Origin of the sequence: Streptomyces sp. 13-12-16 (assembly GCF_002114215.1) — a bacterium.
In the GTDB taxonomy this organism is placed as follows: domain Bacteria; phylum Actinomycetota; class Actinomycetes; order Streptomycetales; family Streptomycetaceae; genus Streptomyces.
Window position 1 is genome coordinate 1 of record NZ_NCTE01000645.1, and the last position, 1,713, is coordinate 1,713.

Below are 1,713 nucleotides of genomic sequence, written 5' to 3' on the forward strand. Positions count from 1 at the left end.
GGCTCGACGCCCCCTGCGGCACCCTCACCCACCTGTTCCCCGAAGCCGCCGTCCTCGCCGGGGCCGAGCCCGACGGCACCCTGGGCGCGCTCACCGCCGCCCTCGCCGACGGCACCGTACGCCTCGGACCCGGCGCGGACCGGGACGAAGCCCGGACCGCCCTGGCCGCCGTCCCGGGCCTCGGCGCCCGTACGATCGCCGAGATCCGCACCCGCGCGCTCGGTGACCCGGACGTGGCCCCGCCCGGGCCCGGCGTTCCCGAAAGCTGGCGCCCCTGGCGCTCGTACGCCCTGAACCACCTGCGCGCCGCAGGGGAGTTGGAGTAACCATGACGACCACGACCACGACCACGATCACGTACTGGACGCGTGTGGACAGCCCCGTCGGACCGCTGCTGCTCACCGCCGCCCCGACCGGCGAGCTGACCTCGCTGTCCGTGCCCGGACAGAAGGGCGGGCGCACGCCGGCGGACGACTGGCGGCGGGACCCCGGACCGTTCCGCGAGGCCGAGCGGCAGCTCACCGCGTACTTCGCCGGCGACCTCAGGGAGTTCCGGCTGGCCGTGAGCGCCACCGGCACCCCGTTCCGGGAGAAGGTGTGGGCCGCGCTCGACGACGTCCCCTACGGGGAGACCGTGTCCTACGGCGAGATCGCGGCCCGGATCGGCGCGCCGAGGGCCGCCGTGCGGGCCGTCGGCGGCGCGATCGGCGCGAACCCGCTGCTCATCGTCCGCCCCTGCCACCGGGTGATCGGCGCCGACGGCTCGCTGACCGGATACGCGGGCGGGCTGGAGCGCAAGGTGCGGCTGCTCACCCACGAGGGCGTGCCGCTGCCGTGAGCCGGGGGGCTCAGCCCCAGAACACCGCGCCCAGCCACGCCGCCGTGATCAACTGGCACGCGAACAGCTCCGTCAGCACGCTCCACCCGCCCGAGCGCAGCGCCGTGCGCAGCGCCGCGACCGCCTCGCCGTGGCGGCCGAGGCGCAGCCGTTCGAAGACGTAGATCCCGGCGAGGAAGCCCGGAACCGCGCCGATCACGGGCAGCAGCACGAAACCCAGGAACGAGCCGCAGCCCGCGTACGCCAGCATCCGGGCGTCGTCGCCGCCCGCCCGCAGCCGGCGCGGCGGCAGCGCCCAGCGCACCACCTGGGACAGGAACAGCACGACGGTCGCCCCCACGCACACCCACCACGCGACGGGCCGCGGGTCCTTCAGCGCCCACCACAGGACCCCGGCCCACACCAGCCACGACCCGGGCACCCCTGGCAGCAGCACTCCGCACAGTCCGAGCAGGAGCACCAGTCCGGCGAGCAGGAGGTCCCACGCTCCCATCCTTCCAGGGTGCGGGAGTCCGAGGAGCGGCGCAGAACGGGAACGGGCCGCGGCGCCCCCTGTCGCACAGCCGTCCCGGGTGCGGTGCGGGTCGGGGGATTTTTCCCGATGCCCCGTTTCCATCCGGCCCGCGCGGTGGACAATCGGTGACATGAGCCAGCAGGGGGGAAGGCCCACCGGTCCGGAGGACGACTGGTGGGGACAGCTGTACGACGACGCCACCGGCGACACGGGCCCCGTACCGGCGCCCGATTCCCTGGACGACCGCTTCGCCTCGGCGTCCGGCACGCTGAACGCGGACGGTCCCGCCCCGGACGGCTTACGTCCCACGCCGACGGTCCCGGACCCCCGCCCGGCCCCCGACGCGTCGGCGGACCTCCCG

At 75.5% G+C, this 1,713-nt stretch carries 2 protein-coding genes and 2 pseudogenes; 3 read left to right on the plus strand and 1 reads right to left on the minus strand.

From position 1 onward, the window contains the following. Together B7767_RS24880 and B7767_RS24885 are read left to right on the plus strand one after the other, a co-directional pair. Positions 1-326: pseudogene (locus B7767_RS24880) on the plus strand (DNA-3-methyladenine glycosylase 2 family protein); the annotation flags it as partial. A 2-nt stretch (positions 327-328) separates the two neighbouring features. After that, positions 329-838 carry a methylated-DNA--[protein]-cysteine S-methyltransferase gene (locus B7767_RS24885; protein ID WP_085574155.1) on the plus strand — a complete coding sequence of 170 codons (510 nt, stop codon included), beginning with the start codon at positions 329-331 and terminating at the stop codon, positions 836-838. Positions 839-848: 10 nt separating this feature from the next. On the opposite strand, the gene B7767_RS24890 is transcribed toward B7767_RS24885, so the two are convergent. Then, on the minus strand, positions 849-1,331 hold the full coding sequence (locus tag B7767_RS24890) for a DUF456 domain-containing protein (RefSeq protein ID WP_085574156.1): 483 nt from the start codon (positions 1,329-1,331) through the stop codon (positions 849-851). Positions 1,332-1,482: 151 nt separating this feature from the next. Here B7767_RS24890 and B7767_RS48315 point away from each other — a divergent pair. Further along, positions 1,483-1,713: pseudogene (locus tag B7767_RS48315) on the plus strand (protein phosphatase 2C domain-containing protein); the annotation flags it as partial.